Origin of the sequence: Streptomyces sp. NPDC056948, from assembly GCF_042674225.1 — a bacterium.
Taxonomy (GTDB): Bacteria; Actinomycetota; Actinomycetes; order Streptomycetales; family Streptomycetaceae; genus Streptomyces; species Streptomyces purpurascens.
Genome location: NZ_JBHUQX010000008.1, coordinates 30,544 through 51,008, shown reverse-complemented (window position 1 = coordinate 51,008; position 20,465 = coordinate 30,544). Strand labels below are relative to the sequence as shown.

Below are 20,465 nucleotides of genomic sequence, written 5' to 3'. Positions count from 1 at the left end.
CGCCCGCGGCCGTACGGGGACCGAAGCCCCCAAGTCGCTACGCCCCCGGCGAACACTCCCATCTCCGGGATTCCCCGAAGGGACCCGCGCGTTAGGGTCCATGAATACGAGGGCAGTGGAGTCTGCGAACGGCTCCAGCCCCGCAGGGAAACGTGAGACGGCCCGGCGCCGTCGTAAGACGAGCAGGTGGATACGTGACGAATCTGATGCCCTCAGCCGCCGGCGACCCTTCCATCGGTGGTGGCCTCGGCGACCAGGTCTACAACCGGCTGCTCAACGAGCGGATCATCTTCCTCGGCCAGCCGGTCGACGACGACATCGCCAACAAGATCACCGCACAGCTGCTGCTCCTTGCCTCCGACCCGGAGAAGGACATCTACCTGTACATCAACAGCCCCGGCGGTTCGATCACGGCCGGCATGGCGATCTACGACACCATGCAGTACATCAAGAACGACGTGGTGACCATCGCCATGGGCCTCGCGGCCTCGATGGGCCAGTTCCTGCTCAGCGCGGGCACCCCCGGCAAGCGCTTCGCGCTGCCGAACGCCGAGATCCTGATCCACCAGCCCTCCGCCGGCCTCGCCGGCTCGGCCTCGGACATCAAGATCCACGCCGAGCGGCTGCTGCACACCAAGAAGCGCATGGCCGAGCTGACCTCGCAGCACACCGGCCAGACGATCGAGCAGATCACCCGCGACTCGGACCGCGACCGCTGGTTCGACGCCTTCGAGGCCAAGGAGTACGGCCTCATCGACGACGTGATGACGACGGCCGCAGGTATGCCGGGCGGCGGCGGCACCGGGGCCTGAGAGGTCCCCACGGGGCCTGTGGCGCCCCGTGAGGCCCACGGAGCCCTCCCGGGCCCCACAGCGACCCCAGACAGCCCCAGCCGACCGCCTCAGCCCTTCTCAGGAGACACCGTGAACCAGTTCCCCGGCAGCGGGATCTACGACCGTATGAACGCCGTGCAGGACATGAGCGCCTCTCAGGGCCGCTACACCGGCCCGCAGGCCGAGTCCCGCTACATCATTCCGCGCTTCGTCGAGCGCACCTCCCAGGGCATCCGCGAGTACGACCCGTACGCGAAGCTCTTCGAGGAGCGCGTGATCTTCCTCGGCGTCCAGATCGACGACGCCTCCGCCAACGACGTCATGGCGCAGCTGCTGTGCCTGGAGTCGATGGACCCCGACCGTGACATCTCGGTGTACATCAACAGCCCCGGCGGCTCCTTCACGGCGCTCACCGCGATCTACGACACGATGCAGTACGTGAAGCCGGACATCCAGACGGTCTGCATGGGCCAGGCCGCCTCCGCCGCCGCCGTCCTGCTGGCCGCCGGTACGCCGGGCAAGCGCATGGCCCTGCCGAACGCGCGCGTGCTGATCCACCAGCCGTACAGCGAGACCGGCCGCGGTCAGGTGTCCGACCTGGAGATCGCCGCGAACGAGATCCTCCGGATGCGCTCGCAGCTGGAGGACATGCTGGCCAAGCACTCCACCACGCCGGTCGAGAAGATCCGTGACGACATCGAGCGCGACAAGATCCTCACGGCCGAGGACGCGCTGAGCTACGGCCTGATCGACCAGGTCATCAGCACCCGGAAGATGGACAACTCGAGCCTGCGCTGAGGCGAGAGGCTGTATCGTCTGCCGCCCCTTGGCACGGTTTGGCACGGTCCACGTCAAAGTGAACCGCGCCAAGGGGGGCCCGAACGAGGGGCCCGGCAAGGTACCGTCGGACATAAGGCTGCACCAGGAGCCGCTGGACGTGGACGTCCAGTCGTCTCCCAGGCGAAGGGGAAGCACACCGTGGCACGCATCGGTGACGGCGGCGATCTGCTCAAGTGCTCGTTCTGTGGCAAGAGCCAGAAGCAGGTCAAGAAGCTCATCGCAGGGCCTGGTGTGTACATCTGCGACGAGTGCATCGACCTCTGCAACGAGATCATCGAGGAAGAGCTGGCGGAGACCAGCGAGGTCCGCTGGGAGGAACTCCCGAAGCCCCGCGAGATCTACGAGTTCCTCGAGGGGTACGTGGTCGGCCAGGAAGCCGCCAAGAAGGCGCTCTCCGTAGCGGTGTACAACCACTACAAGCGCGTCCAGGCCGGTGAGAACGGCGGGGCGAACGGCCGTGACGACGCCATCGAGTTGGCGAAGTCCAACATCCTTCTCCTCGGCCCCACGGGCTCCGGGAAGACCCTCCTCGCGCAGACCCTCGCGCGCATGCTGAACGTCCCCTTCGCGATCGCCGACGCCACGGCGCTGACGGAGGCGGGATACGTCGGCGAGGACGTCGAGAACATTCTCCTCAAGCTGATCCAGGCCGCCGACTACGACGTCAAGAAGGCCGAGACCGGGATCATCTACATCGACGAGATCGACAAGGTCGCGAGGAAGAGTGAAAACCCGTCGATCACGCGCGACGTGAGCGGCGAGGGCGTCCAGCAGGCCCTGCTGAAGATCCTGGAGGGCACCACGGCCTCGGTCCCGCCGCAGGGCGGCCGCAAGCACCCCCACCAGGAGTTCATCCAGATCGACACGACGAACGTGCTGTTCATCGTGGGCGGTGCCTTCTCCGGCCTGGAGAAGATCATCGAGTCCCGGGCGGGTGCCAAGGGCATCGGCTTCGGCGCGCAGATCCGCTCCAAGCGCGAGATGGAGTCCAAGGACCAGTTCCAGGAGGTCATGCCGGAGGACCTGGTCAAGTTCGGCATGATCCCCGAGTTCATCGGCCGGCTCCCGGTCATCACCTCGGTCCACAACCTCGACCGCGAGGCCCTGCTGCAGATCCTCGTCGAGCCGCGCAACGCGCTCGTCAAGCAGTACGAGCGCCTCTTCGAACTCGACGGTGTGGAGCTGGACTTCGAGCGCGAGGCCCTCGAGGCCATCGCCGACCAGGCGATCCTCCGCCAGACCGGCGCGCGTGGCCTGCGGGCCATCATGGAGGAGGTCCTCCAGGGCGTGATGTACGAGGTCCCGTCCCGCAAGGACGTGGCCCGGGTCGTCATCACGGCGGACGTCGTCCAGTCGAACGTCAACCCGACGCTGATCCCGCGGGATGCGCGGGGGCGCGGGCCGGGCGAGCAGAAGACCGCCTAGTCACCCACTGCACGCGAAAGGCGCCCAGCACTGCTGCCGGGCGCCTTCGTCGTGGTCCGGGTCAGGCCGGGACGCGGACTTCCTTGCGGGCCTTGGTGGTGAGGTCGATCGCCACGTCCTTGGTGACGCCCTGCGCCGCCTCACCCGGCGACACGAGGGCGATCGTGCTGTAGTCGGCCCACGCGCAGAACCAGTTGGTCTTCTCCTTCTTGGTCAGCTCGTCCTGAGCCTTGACCGACTGGCACTTCATGACGGCGCCGTCGAGATCCGCCTCCTCGGGCTCGCCGATCAGCTCGGGCTTTGCGGACCCGGAGGCGGATTCCTTCTCGGAGGACTTCTTGAAGTTGGCGAGGAACAGGTCCAGGGTCGCCTCCGGGTCGGAGATCTCACCGTAGGCACCGGCCACCGTGAGCGTCTTGGCCGACGCCATCTTCGCCGCGGACGACGGATCGTCGGGGTCGTATTCGCTCAGGTCCACGTTGGAGTAGAGGGCCGCCGAGGTCTTGGCGTTCTTCACGCCGCTCTTCTCCAGCTCCGACTTCTCGTCGTCACCGGTGGTCTGCCCGTCCTTCGTGGTGCGCTTGTACTCGCTGAGCACGGTCGACGGTGTCGACAGCTTGTGCGGCCCGTCGTCCTCCAGACCGCCACCACCCCCGCCGATCACGAAGTACGCGCCCACGCCGATGGCCGCGACGACCGCGACCGCGCCGAGGATGATGCCCGTCTTCTTCTTGCCGCCGCCCGGTGCCGGGGGCTGCGGGACGCCGTAGGGGGCCTGGCCGTAGGGCGGCTGCTGGCCGTACGGGGGCTGCTGTCCGTAGGGGGCGCCCTGCTGCGGCGGGACGCCCTGCGGGGCCTGCTGCGGGTAGCCGTAACCGGGCTGGGGCGGAGGGGCCTGCTGGGGGTAGCCGTAGCCGGGCTGGGGCGCCTGCGGCGGCTGGCCGTACGGACCGGGCTGGCCGTACGGTCCGGGCTGCTGGGGCTGCCCGCCGTACGGGCCCGGCTGGTTGTAGCTCATGTTCTGGGTTCCCCTCCAGATGCTTATGTGTTCCAGACATCCTGGCGCAGACCCGTCGTGTGCATGGCATCGGGGCCCCCACCGTTACAAAGCAAACGCGTTTCGGGACAGGGGAGTGACACCTCTAAACTGACCCCCGTGACCGAGAACGCTCAGCAGCAGCCACCAGCGCCCAGCACCGACCTGCCGACCCAGTACGCGCCGGCCGACGTAGAGGGGCCGCTGTACGAGCGCTGGGTAGAGCGGGGTTACTTCGAGGCGGACGAGAAGAGCGACAAGCCGCCGTACACCGTCGTCATCCCGCCGCCGAACGTCACGGGCAGCCTGCACCTCGGGCACGCCTTCGAGCACACCCTCATCGATGCCCTGACGCGTCGTAAGCGCATGCAGGGCTTCGAGACGCTCTGGCAGCCCGGCATGGACCACGCCGGTATCGCCACGCAGAACGTCGTGGAGCGGGAGCTCGCCAAGGAGGGCAAGTCCCGGCACGACCTGGGCCGTGAGGCCTTCGTCGAGCGGGTCTGGCAGTGGAAGGGCGAGTCCGGCGGCCAGATCAGCGGCCAGATGCGCCGCCTCGGCGACGCCGTCGCCTGGTCCCGTGAGCGCTTCACCATGGACGAGGGCCTGTCCCAGGCCGTCCAGACCATCTTCAAGCGGCTCTACGACGACGAGCTCATCTACCGCGCCGAGCGCATCATCAACTGGTGTCCGCGCTGTCTGACGGCCATCTCGGACATCGAGGTGGAGTACCAGGACGACGACGGCGAGCTCGTCTCCATGAAGTACGGCGACGGGGACGACACCATCGTCGTCGCCACCACCCGCGCCGAGACCATGCTCGGTGACACGGCCGTCGCCGTTCACCCCGGGGACGAGCGGTACAAGCACCTGATCGGCAAGCTGGTCAAGCTGCCGCTGACCGACCGCTCCATCCCGGTCGTCGCCGACGAGCACGTCGACCCGGAGTTCGGCACGGGCGCCGTCAAGGTGACCCCGGCGCACGACCCGAACGACTTCGAGATCGGCCAGCGCCACGACCTCCCGGCCCTGACGATCATGGACGAGCACGCGGTCATCACGGCCCACGGCCCCTTCCAGGGCCTGGACCGCCTGGAGGCCCGCTCGGCCATCGTCGCCGCGCTGCGCGCCGAGGGCCGGATCGTCGCCGAGAAGCGGCCCTACGTCCACTCGGTCGGCCACTGCTCACGCTGCAAGACCACCATCGAGCCGCGGCTGTCCATGCAGTGGTGGGTCAAGGTCGGTCCGCTCGCGAAGGCAGCCGGTGACGCCGTCCGCGACGGGCGCGTCAAGATCCATCCGCAGGAGATGGAGAAGCGCTACTTCGACTGGGTCGACAACCTCCACGACTGGTGCATCTCGCGGCAGTTGTGGTGGGGCCACCGCATCCCGGTCTTCTACGGGCCGAATGGCGAGGTCGTCTGTGTCGGCCCCGACGAGGAGCCGCCCGGGACCGAGGCCGAGGGCTGGCGTCAGGACACCGACGTCCTCGACACCTGGTTCTCCTCCGGCCTGTGGCCCTTCTCGACTCTCGGCTGGCCCGAACAGACCGAGTCGCTCGCGAAGTTCTACCCGAACTCCGTCCTGGTCACCGGCTACGACATCCTCTTCTTCTGGGTCGCCCGGATGATGATGTTCGGCCTGTACGCGATGGACGGCACCCCGCCGTTCCACACCATCGCCCTGCACGGCATGGTCCGCGACCAGTTCGGCAAGAAGATGTCGAAGTCCTTCGGCAACGCGGTCAACCCGCTGGACTGGATGGACAAGTACGGCAGCGACGCCCTGCGCTTCACCCTCGCGCGCGGTGCCAACCCTGGCGTCGACGTCCCGATCGGCGAGGACTGGGTCCAGGGGTCCCGCAACTTCGCCAACAAGATCTGGAACGCCACGCGCTTCGCGATGATGAACGGCGCGACGGTGGACGGCCCGCTGCCGGACCCGGCGAAGATGTCGTCGACCGACCGCTGGATCCTCTCCCGCCTCAACTCGGTCGTCGCCGAAGTCGACGCGTTCTACGAGGACTACCAGTTCGCGAAGCTGTCCGACTCCCTGTTCCACTTCGCGTGGGACGAGGTCTTCGACTGGTACGTCGAGCTGTCCAAGACGACGTTCCAGGCGGGCGGCGAGGCGGCCGAGGTCAGCAAGCGGGTCCTCGGCGAGGTCCTCGACGTCACGCTGAAGCTGCTGCACCCGGTGGTTCCCTTCGTCACCGAGACCCTGTGGACCACGCTCACCGGCGGCGAGTCGGTCGTCATCGCCGAGTGGCCGAGCGACAGCGGTTTCCGTGACAAGGGCGCCGAGCAGGAGATCGAGTCGCTCCAGTCGGTCATCACCGAGGTCCGCCGCTTCCGCGCCGACCAGGGCCTCCAGCCCGGCCAGCGGGTTCCGGCCCGGCTGACGCTGGACGGCACGCCGTTCGCGCCCCACGAGGCGGCCATCCGGCAACTGCTCCGGCTCCAGCCTGAGGGCGACGCCTTCACGGCCACGGCGACCCTCCCGGTCGCCGGCGCCGAGGTCGCCCTCGACCTCTCCGGCACGATCGATGTCGCGGCGGAGCGCAAGCGCCTCGCGAAGGACCTCGCGGCGGCGGAGAAGGAGAAGGCCCAGGCGACAGGGAAGCTCGGCAACGAGGCGTTCCTGGCGAAGGCCCCCGACCACGTCGTGGAGAAGATCCGCACCCGCCTCGCCAAGGCGGAGGAGGACATCGCCCGCATCCAGGCACAGCTGGACCGCCTGCCGCAGGCGTAAGGGTTCGTACGGTGTGTGAGGCCCCCGGTGCCGTCAGGCCCGGGGGCCTCAGGCGTAGCTCAGGGGCACGGACTCAGGGGCGCGGGGAACTGCGCGACAAGCCACGACGAACCCGCACAAACACGACGACACAAACCACCCCCGACCATTGTCACTGCCCCTCCGTAGACTGGGCCCCGTGAGCGAGCTCCCTCCAGACCACAGCGACGACCAGCCCGACCCCCTCGACGACTTCGACGAGATCATCGCGGAGGAGACCACCCGCGACCCCGACCTCGCGGTCATCGAAGCCGGCAGCCGAACCCTCCGCACCCAGGGCGGCCCGCCCGAGGCCGACATCCCGGCCCGGCCCGCCGACCCCGAGGTGGACAAGGCCCTGCGCGAGGTCGAGGCGGAGCTCGCCTCGCGCTGGGGCGAGACCAAGCTGGAGCCCTCCGTCAGCCGCATCGCCGCGCTGATGGACATCCTGGGCGAGCCGCAGCGGTCGTACCCGTCGATCCACATCACGGGGACCAACGGCAAGACCTCCACCGCCCGCATGATCGAGGCCCTGCTCGGTGCCTTCGAGCTGCGCACCGGCCGCTACACCTCGCCCCACGTGCAGTCGATCACAGAGCGCATCAGCCTCGACGGCGCCCCCATCTCCGCCGAGCGGTTCATCGAGACGTACCAGGACATCAAGCCGTACATCGAGATGGTCGACGCGCAGCAGGAGTACCGGCTGTCCTTCTTCGAGGTGCTCACCGGCATGGCCTACGCGGCCTTCGCCGACGCGCCCGCGGACGTCGCCGTCGTCGAGGTCGGCATGGGCGGCTCCTGGGACGCCACGAACGTGATCGACGGTGACGTCGCCGTCGTCACGCCCATAGACCTCGACCACACCGACCGGCTCGGCACCACACACGCCGAGATCGCCACGGAGAAGGCCGGCATCGTCAAGCAGGACGCGACCGTCATCCTGGCGCAGCAGCCGGTCGAGGCGGCGCAGGTGCTGCTGAAGAAGGCCGTCGAGGTGGACGCGACCGTGGCCCGGGAGGGGCTGGAGTTCGGCGTCGTCGACCGGCAGGTGGCCGTCGGCGGGCAGCTCGTGACGCTGCGTGGGCTGGGCGGTGAGTACCCGGAGGTGTATCTGCCGCTCCACGGCGCGCACCAGGCACACAACGCGGCCGTCGCGCTCGCCGCCGTCGAGGCGTTCTTCGGGGTCGGCGCGCAGCGGGCCGAGCCGCTGGACCTGGACGTGGTCCGCAAGGCGTTCGCGGCCGTGGCCTCGCCGGGGCGGCTCGAGGTCGTGCGGAAGTCGCCGACCGTCGTGCTCGACGCCGCCCACAACCCGGCGGGCGCCCGGGCGGCGGCCGAGGCGATCGGAGAGGCCTTCCAGTTCAGCCGCCTCATCGGGGTCGTCGGCGCGAGCGGCGACAAGAACGTACGGGGGCTGCTGGAGGCCTTCGAGCCGGTGTTCGCCGAGGTCGTGGTCACCCAGAACTCCAGCCACCGCGCGATGGACGCCGACGAGCTGGCCGGTATCGCCGTCGAGGTGTTCGGCGACGACCGTGTGCAGGTCGAGCCGCGGCTGCCCGACGCGCTGGAGGCCGCCATCACGCTCGCCGAGGAGGAGGGCGAGTTCGCGGGCGGCGGTGTGCTCGTCACCGGTTCCGTCATCACGGTCGGCGAGGCCCGGCTGCTCCTGGGGAAGGGCTGAGACCCGTGCGTACGCTCTGTTCTTCGACCCTGATCGGCGAGTTCTTCGTCATCGGCTTCGCCGGTCTGGTCGCCATGAAGGATCCCGATCTGTCCATGACGACGGTGTGGACGGTCAGCGGTGTCGCGATGTTCCTGTGCCTGGTGCTGTGCGGACTGGTGACGCGCCCCGGCGGGGTCGTGCTCGGCTGGGCGCTGCAGCTCGCGCTCATCGCGTCGGGCTTCGTCGTGCCGATCATGTTCTTCCTGGGCGCGATCTTCGCGGCCCTGTGGTGGGCGTCCGTGCACTACGGGCGGAAGGTGGACGAGGCGAAGGCGAGATTCGCGGCCCAGGCGGGCTCCTCCACACCTGACGCTGCGTAACGAGCGCCCCGACACGCCGGGTAATCTCGTCTTTCCGTAAAACCTTGACGCATAAGGAGCCCGTCGTGACCCAGCGCACCCTCGTCCTGCTCAAGCCCGACGCCGTCCGGCGTGGCCTGACCGGCGAGATCATCGGCCGCATCGAGCGCAAGGCGGGCTGGCGGATCACCGCGCTGGAACTGCGCACCCTGGACCAGGACACGCTGGAGCAGCACTACGGCGAGCACAAGGGCAAGCCCTTCTACGAGCCGCTGGTGGAGTTCATGGCCTCCGGTCCGGTGGTGGCGCTGATCGTGGAGGGCGAGCGGGTCATCGAGGGGCTGCGCGCGCTCGCCGGCCCGACCGACCCGATCGCCGCAGCGCCCGGTTCCATCCGCGGCGACTACGGCGTCATCGTCCGCGAGAACCTGATCCACGCCTCGGACTCGGAGGAGTCCGCCGATCGTGAAGTGAAGATCTTCTTCCCGGGTCGCGCCTAAAGCGCGAAGGGCGATCAAAGTCCGGGAGCGGCGCTCCCGGACTTTCCTGGCATATACGTGCCGATCGAGGGAACGATCGCCCCCGAACGCCCGTCTCCACAAGCGAACCCGCACAGCATCTGCTGACATTGGCGGAGACCCTCCCGCAGTGTTCGCGAAGGCGCGTCTACGATGGAAGCCTTCACGTCACAGCACCCACCTTTGCCTACCTGAAAAGCCCTCAAAAGCTAGTGGGAAGGCCAGACGAATCCTGATGGGGAACTCAATGTCGTTCATCGGCCGTGACATGGCTGTCGACCTCGGGACCGCCAACACGCTGGTGTACGTCAGGGGTCGCGGGATCGTACTCAACGAACCGTCCGTCGTCGCGATCAACACCAACACCGGTGGCATCCTCGCGGTCGGGGCCGAAGCGAAGAAGATGATCGGGCGCACGCCCGGCAACATCGTTGCCGTACGTCCTTTGAAGGACGGCGTGATCGCCGACTTCGAGATCACCGAGCGGATGCTCCGCTACTTCATCCTGAAGATCCACAAGCGGAGGTATCTGGCTCGTCCGCGGGTCGTCGTCTGTGTGCCCTCGGGCATCACGGGCGTCGAGCGCCGCGCCGTCATCGAGGCGTCGTCCCAGGCCGGCGCCCGTCAGGTGCACATCATCGAGGAGCCCATGGCCGCGGCCATCGGCTCCGGCCTGCCGGTCCACGAGGCCACGGGCAACATGGTGGTCGACATCGGCGGCGGCACCACGGAGGTCGCGGTCATCTCCCTCGGCGGCATCGTCACCGCCCAGTCCATCCGCGTGGCGGGCGACGAACTGGACAACGCGATCATCCAGCACATCAAGAAGGAGTACTCCCTCCTGCTGGGTGAGCGGACGGCCGAGCAGATCAAGATCACGATCGGTTCGGCGTACGACCTCGACTCCGACGAGCACACCGAAATCCGTGGCCGGGACCTGGTGTCCGGGCTGCCGAAGACCGTCGTCATCTCCGCCGGCGAAGTCCGCAAGGCGATCGAGGAACCGGTCAACGCGATCGTCGACGCGGTCAAGACGACCCTCGACAAGTGCCCGCCGGAGCTGTCCGGCGACATCATGGACCGAGGAATCGTTCTGACCGGCGGCGGGGCGTTGCTGCGGGGCCTGGACGAGCGGCTGCGCCGGGAGACCGGCATGCCGATCCATATCGCCGAGGATCCGCTGGACAGCGTGGCGCTCGGTTCCGGTAAGTGTGTCGAGGAGTTCGAGGCGCTCCAGCAGGTTCTGGACGCCCAGCCGCGCAGATGACATAACTCTTCGATTCCGCCGTACGGGACGATCTCCTCTCGTGCGGCGGATCGTTGATATAGAGGCATAAGCTCCCACAAAGCAGCCCCTTGGGTTTCCCTGGGGCTCCCCGAATTCCTATGAGGAAGGGCACGGCCGCCGCACGTGAGGGACACACGAGAGAGTCGGCTGCTCCTGGTGCTGCTGATCGCCATCGCGTTCGCTTTGATCACGGTGGACATCCGCGGTGGGGAGGACTCGCCCGTCGACGGTGCCCGGCAGGGCGCGGCGACGGTCTTCGGCCCGATCGAGAGCGGTGTCTCGGCCGCGGTCGACCCGGTCGGCAACGCGGTCTCCGCCATCCGTGAATCCGGCGAACGGCACGATCGGCTCGCGGTGCTGGAAGAGGAGAACGCGGCCCTGAAGGCGAGGCTCGGCAGCGACGACCGCAGCCGCAGCCGCCTCAAGCAGCTCGACAAGATGCTGAAGGTCGCAGGCACCGGCCAGTACGGCATCAAGGGCGCCCAGGTCATCGCCATAGGGGCCGCGCAGGGCTTCTCCTGGACCATCACCGTCGACGTCGGCGCCAACGACGGCATCAAACGCGACATGACCGTCCTGAACGGGGACGGGCTGGTCGGCCGGGTCACCACCGTCGGGCCCAACACCGCCACGGTCCTGCTCGCCAGCGACCCCGACTTCACGGTCGGCACCCGGATGGAGGCCGGCGACGAGCTCGGCTTCGCCTCCGGGCAGGGCGACCGCCCGCTGCGCGTGGAACTCCTCAACGGCAAGGCGGAGGTGAAGAAGGGCGACCGTCTGGTCACCTTCGGCTCGCAGGCCGACCGGCCGTTCGTGCCCGGTGTGCCCGTCGGCGTGGTCTCGCGTGTCGACCCGTCCGGCGGCGGCCTGACCCGCACGCTCTATGTCACGCCGTACGCGAGCTTCACCAAGCTCGACATCGTCGGTGTCGTCGTCGACGTCCCGAAGAAGGACCCACGCGACACGGTGCTCCCGCCCAAACCCAAGCCCACCCCCAGGCCGACGGTGACGGTGACCGTGACGCCGTCCGCCGAGGCACCCGCAGACGGCCAGAACCAGCAAGAGCAGTAGGAGCTGTCACCTCATGCGCGTCAACCGGATCCTGCTCTCCTCCGCCCTGGTCGTCGTCGCCCTGGTGATCCAGGTGAGCGTCCTCGCCCGCCTGCACCTGCCGGGCGCGGTGCCCGACCTGATGCTCCTCACCGTCCTCGGCCTAGCCCTGGTGTACGGCCATGTGGGTGGCGCCCTCGTCGGCTTCGGCGCGGGCCTGCTGGCCGACCTCGCTCCACCCGCCGACCACGCCGCCGGGCGGTACGCCCTGGTGCTGTGTCTCATCGGCTATCTCGCCGGCCTGGTGAAGCCGGAGACGGGACGGCTGAAGTCCGCCACCGGCCCCATGGTCGTGGTGGTCGCCGCCGCCATCGGCACGACCCTGCTGTACGCCGGGGTCGGCGCCCTCGTCGGGGACACCGCCGCCCGCCATGTGGGCCTGGGCAGCCTGCTGTTCACGGCCGCCCTGTACGACCTGCTGCTCGCCCCGTTCGTCGTGCCGGGGATCATGGCCCTGGCCCGCCGCGCCGAGAACGATCCGCTCGCCGACAACGGCTCCGGCGCCAAGGCCACCGACATCTCCTCCGGCTGGCTCTCCGGCGGCACGGGCCTGAAGATCGGCAGCCAGCGGAACGGGCTGCGGGTGAAGGCGGCCCGGGCCCGGATGGCGCGTGCCGGGCGCATCAAGGGGGTCAAGCGGCTGTGAACGCAGGGGACTTCATCCCGTCATCACAGACTCGTACGCGTAGGGAGAGGGGGAGGCAGCACCCGTGACCAACATTCCCGAGACCGGTCGGAACACCCGGGTCCAGATCCGGCTCGTCGTCATCCAGGTTCTCGTCCTCTCTCTCCTGCTCACGCTCGGCGGACGCCTGTGGTACCTCCAGATCCGTGAGGGCGCGGCCTACGCCAAGGAGGCGTCCGGGAACCACGTCCAGCAGGTCGTCCAGCCCGCCGTCCGGGGTTCGATCCTGGACGCGCGCGGTGTGGCCCTCGCCGACAACGAGACCCGGCTGGTCGTCTCCGCCTCGCGCACCGACCTGCTGAAGATGCCGGACGACGGCAAGGACGTCCTCGCCAAGCTCGCCAAGGTCCTGGGCATGAAGCCCAAGGAGGTCATGGCGAAGGTCCGGCTGTGCGACTCCGAGACGCCCCAGCCCTGCTGGAACGGCTCGCCGTACCAGCCCATCCCCATCACGGACGAGGCCACCCCCAAGCAGGCCCTGCAGATCCGCGAGCGCGCCGAGGACTTCCCCGGCATCACCGCGGAGCCGGAGGCCATGCGCCGCTACCCCAGCCCGGGCAAGGCCAACACCGCCCAGGTCCTCGGCTACCTCTCGCCGGTCACCGACGGGGAGATCAAGCAGGCGCAGAACACCAACTCGCCGTATCTGCGCTCCGACCAGGTCGGCCGCTCGGGTCTTGAACGCCAGTACGACAAGCAGTTGCGCGGCAAGGCCGGCGTCACGCGCTACGAGGTCGACAACCTCGGCCGCGTCATCGGCCAGGCCGAGGCCGACCCCACCCACCCGGGCGACAACCTCGTCACCAGCATCGACTCGCGCGTCCAGCGGATCGCCGAGTACCAGCTCAACGAGGCCATGAAGGAAGCCCGCAAGCAGAACGACCGGAACACCGGCACCAACTACAAGGCCGACTCCGGTGCCGTCGTGGTGATGGAGGCCAAGACCGGCCGGGTCGTCGCCATGGCGTCCAACCCGAACTACGACCCGAACGCCTGGGTCGGCGGCATCTCCGCCAAGGACTACGCGCGGCTCACCGGCAAGAGCTCCAACTACCCGCTGCTCAACCGCGCGATCCAGGGCCAGTCGGCGCCCGGCTCGATCTTCAAGGTCGTCCCGACCGCCGCCGCGATCAACGCCGGCTACTCCTTCGACGGCCCCTATCAGTGCTCCAGTTCGTTCTCCCTCGGCGGCCAGGTCTTCAAGAACTTCGAGTCCAAGGGATACGGCCCGATCAGCCTCGGCCGAGCCCTGGAGGTCTCCTGCGACACCGTCTTCTACCGGCTCTCCCACGAGGAGTGGAAGCGCGACGGCGGCGCCAAGCCGAAGAAGAAGACCAACGACTGGTTCTACAAGACCGCCCACCAGTTCGGCCTCGGCAAGGAGACCGGCATCGACCTGCCCAACGAGGTCACCGGCCGCATCCCCGACCGCCAGTGGAAGCAGGACTACTGGAAGGCCAACAAGGACGTCTGGTGCCGTACCGGCAAGCGCAACGGCAGCTACGCCGAGAAGATCGCCTACGAGAACTGCCTCGAAGGCAACCGCCTGCGCGCCGGTGACTCCGTCAACTACTCCATCGGCCAGGGCGACACCCTCGTCACGCCGATCCAGATGGCCACCATCTACGGGGCCATCTCCAACGGCGGCACCCTCTACGACCCCTCCGTCGGCAAGGCCGTCATCAGCGCGGACGGCAAGACCGTCACGCCGATCAAGCCCCAGTCGCACGGCAAGCTGCCGATGACGAAGACGACGCGCGACCGGATAGACGATGCCCTCGCGGGAGTCGCCACCCGCGGTACGGCCGCCTGGAGGTTCGGCGGCTGGCCGCAGGACAAGATCCCGATGCACGCCAAGACGGGTACGGCCGAGGTCTACGGCAAGCAGACGACCTCGTGGTTCGCCACCTACACCAAGGACTACACGGTCGTCATGACGATCGCCCAGGGTGGTACGGGCTCCGGCGCCTCGGGCCCCGCCGTCCGCAACATCTACAACGCGCTCTACGGCGTCTCCGAGGAAGGCGAGATCAACAAGAAGAAGGCCCTGCTGCCCACCCCGCAGGAGGCCCTGCCGAAGGTCAGGACCGACGGCACCATCTCCTCCCCGAAGGTCTCCAAGGACCCGGCCAAGGACCAGAAGGCCGAGAAGAAGGACCCGAACGCCCCGGCCGGCCCGCTCCAGCCGGCGACGGCGGCCCCGCCGACGCCGGAGAACCGTGACACCCGAAGGCGGCGGCGCCGGAAGGGAAGCCGGAGGGTGGCGACATGACCGGCGGTGTGAACAGCTTCCAGGTCTCCGGCTACGGGCCCGAGCGCTCCGGCTGGACCCGGCTCCTCGCCCGTGACTCGGTCGTGCGGCGGCTCGACTGGCCGATCCTGCTGTCGGCGCTGGCCCTTTCGCTGCTCGGCACGCTCCTCGTCTACTCGGCGACCCGCAACCGCACGGAGCTCAACCAGGGCGACCCGTACTACTTCCTCATCCGGCACCTGCTGAACACCGGCATCGGCCTCGCTCTGATGGCCGGCACGATCTGGCTCGGCCACCGCGCCCTGCGCACGGCCGTGCCGATCCTGTACGGCCTCTCGGTCCTGCTGATCCTGCTGGTGCTCACCCCGCTCGGCTCCACCATCAACGGCGCCCACTCGTGGATCAAGCTCCCCGGCGGCTTCTCCCTGCAGCCCTCGGAGTTCGTGAAGGTCACGATCATCCTGGGCATGGCGATGCTGCTGGCGGCCCGGGTCGACGCGGGCGACAAGCAGTTTCCCGATCACCGCACGGTCGTGCAGGCCCTGGGCCTGGCCACCGTGCCCATGCTGATCGTGATGCTCATGCCCGACCTCGGGTCGGTCATGGTCATGGTCATCATCGTGCTCGGCGTGCTGCTCGCCTCCGGGTCGTCCAACCGGTGGGTGTTCGGACTGATCAGTGCGGGCGCCATCGGCGCGATCGCCGTCTGGCAGCTCGGGGTGCTCGACGACTACCAGATCAACCGCTTCGCCGCCTTCGCCAACCCCGAGCTCGACCCGGCGGGCGTCGGCTACAACACCAACCAGGCCCGGATCGCCATCGGCTCCGGCGGACTGACCGGCTCCGGCCTCTTCCACGGCTCGCAGACCACCGGCCAGTTCGTGCCGGAGCAGCAGACGGACTTCGTCTTCACCGTGGCGGGAGAGGAACTGGGCTTCCTCGGCGGCGGCCTGATCATCCTGCTGCTCGGCATCGTCCTGTGGCGGGCCTGCGCCATCGCCCGGGACACCAGCGACCTGTACGGCACGATCGTGGCCGCGGGCATCGTCGCCTGGTTCGGCTTCCAGACGTTCGAGAACGTCGGCATGACGCTCGGCATCATGCCGGTCACCGGCCTGCCGCTGCCCTTCGTGTCGTACGGCGGTTCGTCGATGTTCGCCGTGTGGATAGCGGTCGGGTTGTTGCAGTCGATCCGGGTGCAGCGGCCGATGTCGGCCTAGCGGCCTGAACGGGGGAGCGGAATGTCCGGGGAGTATGTGGCCCACTGTCCGGTTACCGAGGAGTTGGCGGGTCATCTTCTCGCGCTGGCGGAGCTGGACCTGACCGACGATGACGCCATCGAGGCGAGGACGCGCGAGGCCGGCTGGCCCGACTGGTCGCGGGCGGTGCGTGGACCGGCGTACGAGGACATACCCGATGTCCCCGAAGCGACCCACGTCACCCCGCAGGGCCACTTCGTCACCTGCGACGGCGACGGCTCGCTCTACCTGCCGTTCGCCTACCTCTACTCGGTCGACGGCGGTCTGCTCGACGAGGACTGCTGGGGCCCCCTGCCCGGCTGGACCAGCGAGGAGGGTGCCTGGCGGCCGGAGTTCGACGCCCACCTCGGCACCGTGGTGCGGCGCTTCACCGAGCGGCTGGGCCTGCCGGACCACGACATCCGGCAGCCCAGGTACGACACCCGGTACGTCAGCTGGCGCCTGGAGCACAACGTGCTGATCCTCGGACAGGGCCCGGAGCCGCTGTCGTACCACCAGTTCGAGGACGCCCATGTGTACCTCGTCTCCCGGACGGTGAAGGACGCGCCGTTCCCGGACGGCGAGGAGATGCGGGCCCTGCTGACGACCTGAACGTGACGAGCCTTTCGGGGGCGTCCACCACTGCTGTCCCGGCCGGTCAGCCACTAGATTTGATTCATGGCGGAGACGAAACGCGAGATCGAGCGCAAGTACGAATCCGATGAGAGCGGGCTTCCCGACCTGACCGGCGCCGCCGGGGTCGCGGCCGTTGTCGACAAGGGTGTCGCCCACCTCGACGCCACCTACTACGACACAGTCGACGAACGCCTCGCCGCGTCGTCCGTCACCCTGCGCCGCCGCACCGGCGGCTCCGACGCGGGCTGGCACCTGAAGTTCCCGATCGCCCCGGGCGTCCGCGACGAGCTGCACGCCCCGCTCTCCGACACCCTCCCCGACGACCTCGCCGGGCTCGTCCGCTCCCGCGTCCGCGACAGCGAGCTGCTGCCCGTGGTCCGGCTGCGCTGCGAACGTGACGTACGCCACCTCGTCGACGCCGACGGCGGACTGCTCGCCGAGGTCGCGGTCGACGCCGTACACGCCGAGCGGCTCACGCCCGGCGGCGGCGAGACACAGTGGACCGAGATCGAGGTGGAACTCGCCGACGGGGGCGACCCGGCCTTGCTCGACAAGGTGGAGAAGCGGCTGCGCAAGGCGGGCGTACGGCCCTCGGCGTCGGCCTCGAAGCTGGCCCGCGCCCTCGCGGAGACGGCGCCGGCCAAGAAGCGCCCGTCCGCCTCCGCCGGGAAGCCGGTCACCGCAGGGGACCATGTGCTCGCCTATGTGCGCACCCAGCGCGACGCGATCGTCGAGCTCGACCCGGCCGTCCGCCGGGACGCCGAGGACTCCGTGCACAGCATGCGCGTGGCCACCCGACGGCTGCGCAGCACCTTCAAGTCGTACGGCAAGGTCCTCGACCGGGCCGCCACCGACCCGGTCGGCGACGAGCTGAAGTGGCTGGCCGGCGAGCTGGGCCGGGACCGGGACCGCGAGGTGCTGACCGAACGGCTGACGGCGGCCCTCGACGGGGTACCCGCCGACCTGGTCCGCGGCCCGGTGTCCGAGCGGCTGCACACCTGGTCGAGCGCCGAGCACGGCGGCGCCCGCGGCCGGCTCCTCGGCGTCCTGGACTCCCGCCGCTATCTCGCCCTGCTCGACACCCTGGACGCGCTGATCGCCGACCCGCCACTGCGCAAGGCGGCCGGAAAGAAGCCCCGCAAGGTGATCGCCAAGGCCGTGAAGAAGGACTTCCGCAAGGTCACCGGGCTGGTCCAGCAGGCACGGGAACTGGAGCCCGGCACCGACCGGGACGTCGCGATCCACGAGGCCCGCAAGAAGACCAAGCGCACCCGCTACGCGGCGGAGGCGGGCGGACCGGCCCTCGGCAAGCCGGCCAAGAACCTGGTCAAGTCCATGAAGGCGCTGCAGAACCTGCTCGGCGAGCACCAGGACAGCGTGATGGCCCGGCAGACGATCCGCGAGATGTCGGCGGTCGCCCACGCGGCGGGGGAGAGCGCCTTCACCTACGGCCTGCTCCACGAGCGGGAGGAGCAGCGGGCCGCGCGCGTGGAGGCCGAACTGCCCGGGTTCTGGGACGGGATCAAGGACGGGGCGGCGAGCCTCTGAGCCTCGGGCGTACGGAGACGCCCCGCGGTCACGTTAGGCTGGATGGTCACCCCTGTCAGTACAGTCCAGCTCACGAAGGTGCGCGACATGCCTGCCGAAGTCGCTGCGTCGGTCTTCCCGCAGCTCGAAGCTCTGCTCCCGCATGTGCAGAAGCCGATCCAGTACGTCGGCGGGGAGCTCAACTCCACGGTCAAGGAGTGGGACTCCTGTGACGTCCGCTGGGCGCTCATGTACCCGGACGCCTACGAGGTCGGTCTGCCCAACCAGGGCGTCATGATCCTCTACGAGGTCCTGAACGAGCAGCAGGGCGTCCTCGCCGAGCGCACCTACAGCGTGTGGCCGGACCTGGAGGAGCTGATGCGGGAGCACCACGTCCCGCAGTTCACGGTCGACAGCCACCGGCCGGTCAAGGCCTTCGACGTGTTCGGCCTGTCCTTCTCCACGGAGCTGGGCTACACGAACATGCTGGCGGCCCTGGACCTGTCCGGCATCCCGCTGGAGTCCAAGGACCGCGGCCTGGACGACCCGATCGTCATGGCCGGCGGGCACGCCGCGTTCAACCCCGAGCCGATCGCGGACTTCATCGACTGCGCGGTGATCGGCGACGGCGAGCAGGCGGTCCTCGAGGTCACCGCGATCATCCGCGCCTGGAAGGCGGAAGGCCGCCCCGGCGGCCGCGAGGAACTCCTCTTCCGTCTCGCCCGCACGGGCGGGGTGTACGTCCCCGGCTTCTACGACGTCGAGTACCTGCCGGACGGCCGGATCGCCCGTGTCGTGCCGAAGCGCAGCGGTGTCCCGTGGCGGGTCTCCAAGCACACCGTCATGGACCTGGACGAGTGGCCGTACCCCAAGCAGCCCCTGGTCCCGCTGGCCGAGACGGTCCACGAGCGCATGTCGGTGGAGATCTTCCGCGGCTGCACCCGCGGCTGCCGTTTCTGCCAGGCCGGCATGATCACCCGCCCGGTCCGCGAACGCTCCATCACGGGCATCGGCGACATGGTCGACAAGGGCCTGAAGGCGACGGGCTTCGAGGAGGTGGGCCTGCTGTCCCTCTCCTCGGCGGACCACACGGAGATCGCCGACGTCGCCAAGGGCCTGGCGGACCGCTACGAGGAGGACAAGATCGGTCTGTCCCTCCCCTCCACCCGCGTGGACGCCTTCAACATCGACCTGGCGAACGAACTGACGAGGAACGGCCGCCGCTCCGGCCTCACCTTCGCCCCCGAGGGCGGCTCGGAACGCATCCGCAAGGTCATCAACAAGATGGTCTCGGAAGAGGACCTGATCCGCACGGTCTCCACCGCGTACGGCAACGGCTGGCGCCAGGTGAAGCTGTACTTCATGTGCGGCCTGCCCACGGAGACCGACGACGACGTCCTCCAGATCGCCGACATGGCCACCAAGGTCATCGCCAAGGGCCGCGAGGTCTCCCGCTCCAACGACATCCGCGCCACGGTCTCGATCGGCGGCTTCGTCCCCAAGCCCCACACGCCCTTCCAGTGGGCCCCGCAGCTCTCCGCCGAGGAGACGGACGCCCGGCTGCAGAAGCTGCGGGACAAGATCCGCGGCGACAAGAAGTACGGCCGCTCCATCGGCTTCCGCTACCACGACGGCAAGCCCGGCATCGTCGAAGGCCTGCTGTCCCGTGGCGACCGCCGCATCGGCGCGGTCATCCGCGCGGTCTACGACGACGGCGGCCGCTTCGACGGCTGGCGCGAGCACTTCTCGTACGACCGCTGGATGGCGTGCGCCGACAAGGCCCTGGAGCCGTTCGGCGTCGACGTCGACTGGTACACCACCCGCGAGCGCACCTACGAGGAAGTCCTCCCCTGGGACCACCTCGACTCCGGCCTGGACAAGGACTGGCTCTGGGAGGACTGGCAGGACTCCCTCGACGAGACCGAGGTCGAGGACTGCCGGTGGACGCCGTGCTTCGACTGCGGGGTGTGCCCGCAGATGGACACGGCCATACAAATCGGCCCGACCGGGAAGAAGCTGCTGCCTCTGACGGTCAACAACGCTGCGCCGGCGCCGAGCGGTCACACGCACTGAGGTGAGTGACGCACTCGTTCGGGTGACGGATGCCCTGGCGGGGGCGAGTGAGGACGAGGTGGCCGCTGCGTTGGCTGCTGTCGGGGCTTCGAGCCGTCGGCAGCCCGCGCAGCAGAGCGGGCCTTGTACGCCTTTGCCTGGCCCGGGGGGGACCTCGGCCATCCATTCTGAGGTGGAGTGGGTCTGAGCCTCGCTGAAGCTTTCTGGCGGGCCA

General features: G+C 68.9%; 16 protein-coding genes. 15 read left to right on the top strand and 1 reads right to left on the bottom strand.

The window, feature by feature from the left end; translation table 11 throughout:
* Nucleotides 1-206 precede the first annotated feature (206 nt).
* The 3 genes from ACFTZL_RS02295 (at nucleotide 207) to clpX (ending at nucleotide 3,098) form a co-directional block, all read left to right on the top strand.
* Nucleotides 207-812 (top strand): ATP-dependent Clp protease proteolytic subunit, encoded by a 606-nt coding sequence (locus tag ACFTZL_RS02295; protein WP_179879105.1) that lies wholly within the window; start codon nucleotides 207-209, stop codon nucleotides 810-812.
* Between the two features lie 111 nt (nucleotides 813-923).
* Nucleotides 924-1,631 carry an ATP-dependent Clp protease proteolytic subunit gene (locus tag ACFTZL_RS02290; protein ID WP_382577174.1) on the top strand — a complete coding sequence of 236 codons (708 nt, stop codon included), beginning with the start codon at nucleotides 924-926 and terminating at the stop codon, nucleotides 1,629-1,631.
* Nucleotides 1,632-1,811: 180 nt separating this feature from the next.
* Entirely contained in the window at nucleotides 1,812-3,098 is a 1,287-nt protein-coding gene (gene clpX, locus ACFTZL_RS02285) for an ATP-dependent Clp protease ATP-binding subunit ClpX (protein ID WP_062926847.1), read from the top strand.
* Between the two features lie 61 nt (nucleotides 3,099-3,159).
* Here clpX and ACFTZL_RS02280 read toward each other — a convergent pair whose 3' ends face one another.
* Nucleotides 3,160-4,116, bottom strand: coding sequence for a hypothetical protein (locus tag ACFTZL_RS02280; protein WP_382577172.1), 957 nt, complete (start codon nucleotides 4,114-4,116; stop codon nucleotides 3,160-3,162).
* A gap of 138 nt (nucleotides 4,117-4,254) precedes the next feature.
* Here ACFTZL_RS02280 and ACFTZL_RS02275 point away from each other — a divergent pair, with 138 nt between their 5' ends.
* The 12 genes from ACFTZL_RS02275 to ACFTZL_RS02220 all read left to right on the top strand — a co-directional run bounded on the left by ACFTZL_RS02275 (nucleotide 4,255) and on the right by ACFTZL_RS02220 (nucleotide 20,251).
* Nucleotides 4,255-6,885 (top strand): valine--tRNA ligase, encoded by a 2,631-nt coding sequence (locus ACFTZL_RS02275; RefSeq protein WP_382577169.1) that lies wholly within the window; start codon nucleotides 4,255-4,257, stop codon nucleotides 6,883-6,885.
* Nucleotides 6,886-7,063: 178 nt separating this feature from the next.
* A complete protein-coding gene (locus ACFTZL_RS02270; protein WP_382577168.1) occupies nucleotides 7,064-8,584 on the top strand; it encodes a bifunctional folylpolyglutamate synthase/dihydrofolate synthase in 1,521 nt (506 codons plus the stop codon).
* Between the two features lie 5 nt (nucleotides 8,585-8,589).
* Nucleotides 8,590-8,946, top strand: coding sequence for a DUF4233 domain-containing protein (locus tag ACFTZL_RS02265; protein WP_382577166.1), 357 nt, complete (start codon nucleotides 8,590-8,592; stop codon nucleotides 8,944-8,946).
* A 65-nt stretch (nucleotides 8,947-9,011) separates the two neighbouring features.
* The gene (gene ndk / locus ACFTZL_RS02260; RefSeq protein ID WP_382577164.1) at nucleotides 9,012-9,425 is read left to right on the top strand and encodes a nucleoside-diphosphate kinase; all 414 of its coding nucleotides are present in this window, start codon (nucleotides 9,012-9,014) and stop codon (nucleotides 9,423-9,425) included.
* A 265-nt stretch (nucleotides 9,426-9,690) separates the two neighbouring features.
* Entirely contained in the window at nucleotides 9,691-10,710 is a 1,020-nt protein-coding gene (locus tag ACFTZL_RS02255) for a rod shape-determining protein (RefSeq protein ID WP_121888712.1), read from the top strand.
* A gap of 144 nt (nucleotides 10,711-10,854) precedes the next feature.
* A complete protein-coding gene (mreC, locus tag ACFTZL_RS02250) occupies nucleotides 10,855-11,802 on the top strand; it encodes a rod shape-determining protein MreC (protein ID WP_382493702.1) in 948 nt (315 codons plus the stop codon).
* Between the two features lie 13 nt (nucleotides 11,803-11,815).
* Nucleotides 11,816-12,487, top strand: coding sequence for a rod shape-determining protein MreD (mreD, locus tag ACFTZL_RS02245; protein ID WP_382577161.1), 672 nt, complete (start codon nucleotides 11,816-11,818; stop codon nucleotides 12,485-12,487).
* A 64-nt stretch (nucleotides 12,488-12,551) separates the two neighbouring features.
* Nucleotides 12,552-14,798 carry a penicillin-binding protein 2 gene (gene mrdA / locus ACFTZL_RS02240; RefSeq protein ID WP_382577160.1) on the top strand — a complete coding sequence of 749 codons (2,247 nt, stop codon included), beginning with the start codon at nucleotides 12,552-12,554 and terminating at the stop codon, nucleotides 14,796-14,798.
* The gene (gene rodA, locus ACFTZL_RS02235; RefSeq protein WP_382577157.1) at nucleotides 14,795-15,997 is read left to right on the top strand and encodes a rod shape-determining protein RodA; all 1,203 of its coding nucleotides are present in this window, start codon (nucleotides 14,795-14,797) and stop codon (nucleotides 15,995-15,997) included. Before mrdA ends, rodA begins: the two co-directional genes overlap by 4 nt.
* A 63-nt stretch (nucleotides 15,998-16,060) precedes the next feature.
* A complete protein-coding gene (locus tag ACFTZL_RS02230) occupies nucleotides 16,061-16,627 on the top strand; it encodes a hypothetical protein (protein ID WP_382577154.1) in 567 nt (188 codons plus the stop codon).
* Between the two features lie 66 nt (nucleotides 16,628-16,693).
* Nucleotides 16,694-18,199, top strand: a complete 1,506-nt coding sequence (locus ACFTZL_RS02225; RefSeq protein ID WP_382577151.1) for a CHAD domain-containing protein — start codon at nucleotides 16,694-16,696, stop codon at nucleotides 18,197-18,199.
* An 87-nt stretch (nucleotides 18,200-18,286) separates the two neighbouring features.
* The gene (locus ACFTZL_RS02220) at nucleotides 18,287-20,251 is read left to right on the top strand and encodes a TIGR03960 family B12-binding radical SAM protein (protein ID WP_382577148.1); all 1,965 of its coding nucleotides are present in this window, start codon (nucleotides 18,287-18,289) and stop codon (nucleotides 20,249-20,251) included.
* Nucleotides 20,252-20,465: the final 214 nt, after the last annotated feature.